The sequence below is a fragment of the Duganella sacchari genome (assembly GCF_900143065.1).
GTDB lineage: Bacteria > Pseudomonadota > Gammaproteobacteria > Burkholderiales > Burkholderiaceae_D > Rugamonas > Rugamonas sacchari.
In genome coordinates, this window is sequence record NZ_FRCX01000025.1 from 21,722 (window position 1) to 28,403 (window position 6,682).

At 52.3% G+C, this 6,682-nt stretch carries 5 protein-coding genes; 4 read left to right on the forward strand and 1 reads right to left on the reverse strand.

Translation table 11 applies throughout. The features are described 5' to 3' along the window. Nucleotides 1-46: 46 nt before the first annotated feature. Genes BUA36_RS29330 through BUA36_RS30575 form a run of 4 tightly spaced genes read left to right on the forward strand, consistent with a single transcriptional unit; the run spans nt 47 to nt 6,463 of the window. A complete protein-coding gene (locus BUA36_RS29330; protein ID WP_072790926.1) occupies nt 47-2,164 on the forward strand; it encodes a hypothetical protein in 2,118 nt (705 codons plus the stop codon). Then, complete coding sequence (locus BUA36_RS29335) at nt 2,161-4,329, forward strand: hypothetical protein (protein WP_139260738.1); 2,169 nt, start codon at nt 2,161-2,163, stop codon at nt 4,327-4,329. The genes BUA36_RS29330 and BUA36_RS29335 overlap by 4 nt, the downstream gene beginning before the upstream one ends. After that, the gene (locus tag BUA36_RS29340; RefSeq protein WP_139260739.1) at nt 4,326-4,922 is read left to right on the forward strand and encodes a hypothetical protein; all 597 of its coding nucleotides are present in this window, start codon (nt 4,326-4,328) and stop codon (nt 4,920-4,922) included. The genes BUA36_RS29335 and BUA36_RS29340 overlap by 4 nt, the downstream gene beginning before the upstream one ends. A 2-nt stretch (nt 4,923-4,924) precedes the next feature. Then, on the forward strand, nt 4,925-6,463 hold the full coding sequence (locus BUA36_RS30575) for a site-specific integrase (RefSeq protein ID WP_139260740.1): 1,539 nt from the start codon (nt 4,925-4,927) through the stop codon (nt 6,461-6,463). On the opposite strand, the gene BUA36_RS29355 is transcribed toward BUA36_RS30575, so the two are convergent. Continuing rightward, a partial coding sequence (locus tag BUA36_RS29355; RefSeq protein WP_167544353.1) for an ATP-binding protein occupies nt 6,434-6,682 on the reverse strand: 249 nt, incomplete at its 5' end. The genes BUA36_RS30575 and BUA36_RS29355 overlap by 30 nt on opposite strands.

The following is a 6,682-nucleotide window of genomic DNA, read 5'->3' on the forward strand; positions in this document are numbered from 1 at the left end:
GCGTCTGCCATGACTTGGCTTTAGACGCTCCATAGAGGAGGAAAATATGCATATCGAAATCTCACAAGGTCGTGTTGCGGCCCATCTCGAAAATCCAGACCGCCACGAGGATCAAGTGATTGATCTAAGCGTTCTCCTACATCTTTTACCAGCATTGATCCGAAGAATCCTTGAGGTCACAAAAGCTCGCATTGAGGGCAAACGTTGTAAGACTCAAGCGGGCTATTTGCGCTGCTCAGTTGTGCCTTTTGGGCGATTTCTTCAAGTGAGAAAAATCAACGTTTTACCTGTTCACTTCGATGAATGCCAGGCGCTGATTCTCGACTTCTACATGTGGTATTTGAGTACTGGCTATTACAAGGCCACACTTGTGACAAGGACTCGCGTGTGGGATCAGACCATCTCATGTTGGTTGTGCATGCTGGGTGAAGAAGGAGTTCTTCCTCGTGGTTTGATGATTCCTAAGACGTCGTTGCCACGGCTGGTCGTCGCAAATGGCACTGCGCTTTGGCCCCGTAGCATTGGGGATGGCCCGGCCCTATCGACAAATTGCGCTCCAGTCGGGCGCACACTTTACGGCCCCATCTTTTGGACAACCGACGCCGAAGCGATCGAAAAGATCGAGCAAGTCATGCGTTCGCGGATCGATTCATTATGCTGTCATCTTGATGACTATTGGCTTCGCATGGTTAAGGACCGCCACGTCGGACGAAAATTGGTCCGATCAAAGATCCTTTGGGTCGAAAGCTGCGCTAAGGCTCATTCATGGGGACCCGACAGCATTGTCCTTGAATGCATTGACGGCTTTAGGCCCGGGTTGGCAACGCACCCTAATGTACCTGAAAGCGAAGCCGCCACACTGGCAGTAATGGATCACATATTGCGGACTTCGAACGATGTTGGGTGTCTCTCAGTCAAATCTCTTATTAGTCACCCTGCTTTCTACGCAAGGTTCGCAAGCAAAAAATCATCGACGTCGCAGGATCTACTTTACAAGCTCAGCTCCCTTACCGCGCACCAGCTGGAGCTGCAGACGGTCATGTCAATGTACTTACGTTATTTGGGGGTGCTGAGCCCATTAGACATTGCAGTGGCTTGCGCAATCCTGATTCGAGAACACCCTGACCTCAATCCAGAGTCAATCATTTCCGCAAGGTTGCTAAACGTTCGAGGAAATTCATTTGTCCTCGCAACAGACAGGGCGGGTGGATTAAGGCTCAGCGTCGATAAACCTAGGGCCGGTTGTCGCAAGTACGCGACCCTTTCCAAAAGAGCTGGGAGGGTGATTAAGCACATTTTACGGGTGACCGCTCCTGTTCGCGAACTTCTGAAACGGTCTGGGTCAAAGCTTTGGCGCCACCTTTTCGTTGGCAGCGCCGGTGCGCAGCTCGGGCTTCCAGCGGTTTCGGCAAGACAGCTAAATGGCGGGACCAAGTATTCACTGGTGCGCTATTACCCGCAGCTTGAAGAAATCGGCCTGACTCGGGGAACGCTCGACTTTGCGAAGATCCGCAATACGATGGGTCTGCTGACATGGTTTGAAACGGGGTCCTTGGCACTGGTCTCACTGAAGCTTGGCAATACATATCGCGTGGCGCTTGAGAACTACATTCCAAGGGAGATCCGGCGCATATGGAACGAACGAATTGTTCGTCGTTTTCAAAACATTTTGATCTTACTTGCCTGTGCTGGGAAAGACTACTGCTTACGTGTTTCTGACATGGCGGCTATCCACGAACTGAACTGGTTTCTCGCGCAGATGACGTATGACTTCGCTCCAGGGAGTTCGGTCGTGGCTGACGAGATCTATCGTAAGTATGGATACCGCTTCCGCATATCCACAGACGAACCGGACAGTCGCGAGTCTCCCGTAGACGGGCTGCTGTCTGTGGTGATTTCTCCCGACGTCGTCGCGCTCCTCTACAAAAAGAGACTTGATTGGGAAGTGGGGCGCTATCCGATCGTCGAGCAAACCGATGGTTTGTGTGACCTAGCGCGATTGATATGCGCGATTGCCGTAAAACCTGACGTTGCCGAACGTCTTATGGGTGTCACTAATGGTGGGCTCTTACGGGCTGCGCACAAGAACGCGATTAACGCGTTGAAAAATGCGTGCGGATCACGCGTGGAGCTTGATGCCGTCGCGAACTGGGAGGTTGTATGAAATCGTTCGACAAGATATTGGCATCTGTTCGACCAGAACTGGACTGCCCTTTGAACCTCAACGAGATTGATGAAGTCCGCAGACGTGTGTCCGAGTATCTGCGAATCGTAAGACCTTACGATGCGATCCAACAACCAAGTTGGCTTCTAAATGATCGGAAATCTCCCGTCTGGAAGACTATAGCAGGTAAGAAAACCCGCTTCAAAAATGGAGTTTGGCTATCCACTCTCGACGTGAACTGGCAGATCCGACTTCCTAACGGCTCGATGCTAACCGATGAACAGAATTCGATAATCCTTGGAACCATTCAGGACGCGGCATGCCTCTATCGTGATGGCTATGCAGGAAAGATGCCTGCACTTACGACATGGGCGCATTTCTGCATTACGCTAAAGTCCATTGCAATCTGGCTTTTCCTGCACAAGGGAAAACTAGCACCAGAGCGCTTTGGATTCGCGCTTCTTGACCAGCAAACATTGAGGCAGCTATTCACTCAAGTGGGTAAAGGGGGCTGGACTGAGGCAAATTGTTTAGTCGAACGATGCTTTGAGCGCTTTTACATCGAGGCGTTTGAATCACAAACTGTTCCCGAGCTGGACCTCAATACTCAATTGGGGGGCAAGGTTATGGAACCTATATGTGCGTGGCTTACAAGCGCGGGTGCGTACTCAACGCGCTCGGGTACACGAATCTCACGCGCATTTCTTGCCGACCTCCTCGGTATTGAAAAAGAGACGCTAGCGAGCGCATCCGACCGCTTCTTGGCGTTTTTGCGCCAATTTGAACCGAATGTATACGCCCCTCATGGTCTGCTCCTTAGTGATGATCGGAGTCGTGAGTACCCTGGACACAGAACAGTCACGGTCGAAGCAGCGCTTCGGACACCAACATCATTCGGCCCGGCGAAATTGCTTGCGAGGGAAGTCGAGGTGATACTTCGGCTCCACCCGCAATTGCCGGATAGACTCATTAGTCCGGAATTAGTCAATGTCAAAGAACTGAAAGCATTGGCGAGAAAGCACTCCGTCGAAATCAAGCGCACACCGTTCATGCCAGTTGAAACCGGAATGAGGTACCTCGACACAGCATTAAATTGGGTCGAGAACTATGGAGACGCACTCGTCGAGCATTTCCTTCGGTCGATGGAGGCGGTCTTGCGTTTCACAGCTCCATACGCCGACGAACAGTCAGCGCGAAATAAATGGTTGAAACACATTCTAAAAAGCGTTCCTCTTCCAGACGAATTAAAGGCGATCGGAAAAGGGTTTGGGCGCGTATCGTTAGGCACGCGCACCATCAATTTCAAGCGGCGTCGCCGAGCTCCAACGATACACGAGGCGATCGAAGTTCTCGTTGGCGCCATAGTTGTAATTGTCGCGACCTTGAAGCCTTCCCGCAGTTCTGAAATCACGATGCTGAGCCGGGACTGTCTGAAGTTCAATGGGTACTACTATCTTCAGTCGGACTTGGCGAAGCGTACTGTGGGCCCGTTTAAATCGGAAGCGGAGGCAAAGCCTATTCCTGCGATTGCAGCTAAAGCAATCAAGCAAATGCAGAGACTTAGTGCAGGTTTGATCGCGCAATGTGATGAGCGTGACGACTTTTATCGTGACCGCCTGTTTGTTCTTCCGAGCCGCTATTTTGGTGAGCGAAAGACTATCCACGCGCGCGTCCTCGATCACTATCTCGATCGATTTTGTGACCATGTGAACCTACCCCCAGACGAACTCGGAAGGCGCTGGTACGTCAGAATCCATGAGCTGCGAAAGTGGACATTGCTACTTATGTTCTGGAGTGGTCGGGAGAGTGTCATGGATGCCGCGAGCGAGCTAGCTGGTCATACCAACGTGGAGCACCTCAAGGCATACATCGCGCTTGAATTCCCTGGGGAGACGGAGGAAAGCTTGGATGCTTTGTATATAGGAGATCGCCTTAGAACCAGGACGGGTTTTACCAAAAGCGAAGCGGAGTTTTCGGAGTTGTACAACCGCGTTCTAGATCATTTCAATGTTAAGAGCCTCGATCTGGTATCAGAACGAGAACTCAGGACGTACATCATGGCCCTGCAGGAGCAGAATTTGTTCCATATTGAAAAATACTTCGCACAGTCTGACGGGCCATCGAGGAAGATTTGCGTCGCCTTACGAAAGGGGAGCAGGAAATGAGCCGACTATCTCAATCTGGTGATCTAACTAAATGGCAACGAGCGGTGCGCATGCGTCATATGGCACTAGAGCGCGCCGCCCGTGATATGGGGAATGTTCCGCTAGCATTTTTGAGCGCATGCCGATCGGCTGATGCATTCGCAAAATTCGAAAATGCGGCGATGGAAATTGAAGCGATTGGTTCCCGAAACACTCTTTTTAAGCATGCCGACGACCTTCTTTCTTCCTTTGCCCAGCTCAATGGCTGTACTGGGCGACAATACCTGGACAACTTTCGACGCCGCATTTACAAGGCATACCTCGCGACGCCGAAGAAGCGCCAGGGTAAAGCAAGTGAAGTGGATAAGCTGCGTCATCGATTTGGCGAGCTGGAGCACCTGCTTTCGAACACGCAGAAGGCTATGGTGGCGCAAAGCACAGCGTATGTAGCGCTCTTGAGCGACGTCGCGGCGATTTCCAGGGACAGCCGCATTGGCGAACTAAGTTCTAGACGGTTATCGAATCTTCTCAACGAACACGATGAGAAGTTCGCAAAAATCTTCGCGCCCGAGGTCTTCGCGACGCTTCGCCCTGATAACGTCACATCGATATAGCCATGGACAATAACATCTATCGCTCACGCGTGTTCCGTCTCTCTGGTTTTCAGATCCCGGAGGCCGTCGTTCAGGAACGTGATCGCCGCTATGTCACAACGCAAACGATCACATCTGGCGCCTTCGTACATTGGCCAGGCGGCCAACCGTGCGTCGCCGTGAATCAGTATCTGATTGTGCATTCTTATGAGTGGACTGGTGGGAGTGCACAGGCATATGCTTTTCAGCTTGCTCAGCTTGTTACCTATTGCAGTCGAATGGGCAAAGCATTTGGAGAATTGTCGGACGGTGATATCAAGATCTTCATACGCGAGCTGCTCAATGAAAAGAGTGGAGATCTGGCAGGTGGAGCTAAGCGAAATAACAATACGGTGAGGAACATCGTTCACCGCTGCATCTGCTTCCTAGATTGGTTTCAAAGAACGTTGTATCGTGGTGCGAAGCCTCTGGTAGGGCGTGCAGGTGAAGGCGCCTCTATCACGGTGACAGAGCGTTGGAGTAAACACCTGCATCGAATTGAATTTGGACACCGGTACATGCCAGAGCCAGTCAGTACGGAACGAAAACTACCGGTCTCAAGACAGGTGATTGAAGCACTCGAAGATGCCATAGAAATTAAGGGCACGCTGGAGAGGTTGCACGAAATGACGCGTCGGGCCCACGGGCTTGATGAGGATTTTTCGGCCGCGTGCGTAGACTACCTCTGGGGGCGACGCCGGTTCCTCCTGTGGTTGCTGCAGTCTACGGGATTGCGGCCTGGTGAAATGATGATGCTGACAGGCAGAGATCTCGAAGCGGTTCTTGCTAACGAAAAGGACGGCAAGGGCACGCTTCTTATTCCGACATTGAAGCGGCGACGCATTGATCCGCCTCTTCGGGCTTTCGTCTTGCATGGTGCGCAAATTGAGAATGTACGCCGGTACCTCGTCGCACTTCAATGCTGGAAGTCCGCATGCAGGAGTCATGGTGTCGCGACGGACTGTGCTGATGCGATCTTCCTTGGAACTAAGCCAGGGCAGTTTGGAATGCCGCTCACACTTTCGGCGCTGGAGAAGGATTTTCTAGAACTCAGGAACGAGGCTGGTTTGCGCGGGCAGCAAGTCTGCTTTTCGATGTTCCGGCATAGGTTTATAACGCTTGAGGTCCGTAAGCTGCTGAAGGAGTTCAACCTCACTGGAAAAAAAATTATCACAGACTCCGATTATCGAGCGTTGCTCGAGCGAGTTCGAATAAAGACTGGGCATGCGGATGTGCGATCGCTCTGGCACTACATTGACTTGGCCCGTAACGATGACGGTCTTTGGGACACCGTTGAAGCCTCCGAAGCACGAGCAGCCAGTATTGATGCGCTGAATGAAGAATTGGCAGTTATCCGGCGCGACCTGGTCACCGGGGCGTTAGCGGGGTTAGAGGCGGGTTCAAAGATGGCGCAGATTGCCCCGTTGGCCACTTCAAATTCCCCCACCCTTGGCCGGGTCAAATTCCCCCAGGCAGGACAGTCGGATTGTAGTTTAATCGACCGCAGCCGGGTCATTTTTTGACTCGCCCTGCTTGACCAAGCCGGTCAGACGGCTGGCGGCCTCCTTCAAGCGGTAGCTCTTCCCCTCGAACTCCAGCAGGTGCGCGCGGTGCATCAGACGGTCCAGGATGGTGGTCGCCATGGTGTTGTCGCCGAGGTACTTCCCCCAGTCCTGCACCACCCGGTTGGAGGTCACCACGATGCTGCGCTTAAGCTTGTAGCGCTGGTGCACCAGCGACTG

Bases quoted from the DNA above. Each gene is read 5' to 3' on its own strand.
- BUA36_RS29330 (WP_072790926.1), top strand. From the start codon at position 47: ATGCATATCGAAATCTCACAAGGTCGTGTTGCGGCCCATCTCGAAAAT.
- BUA36_RS29335 (WP_139260738.1), top strand. From the start codon at position 2,161: ATGAAATCGTTCGACAAGATATTGGCATCTGTTCGACCAGAACTGGAC.
- BUA36_RS30575 (WP_139260740.1), top strand. From the start codon at position 4,925: ATGGACAATAACATCTATCGCTCACGCGTGTTCCGTCTCTCTGGTTTT.
- BUA36_RS29340 (WP_139260739.1), top strand. From the start codon at position 4,326: ATGAGCCGACTATCTCAATCTGGTGATCTAACTAAATGGCAACGAGCG.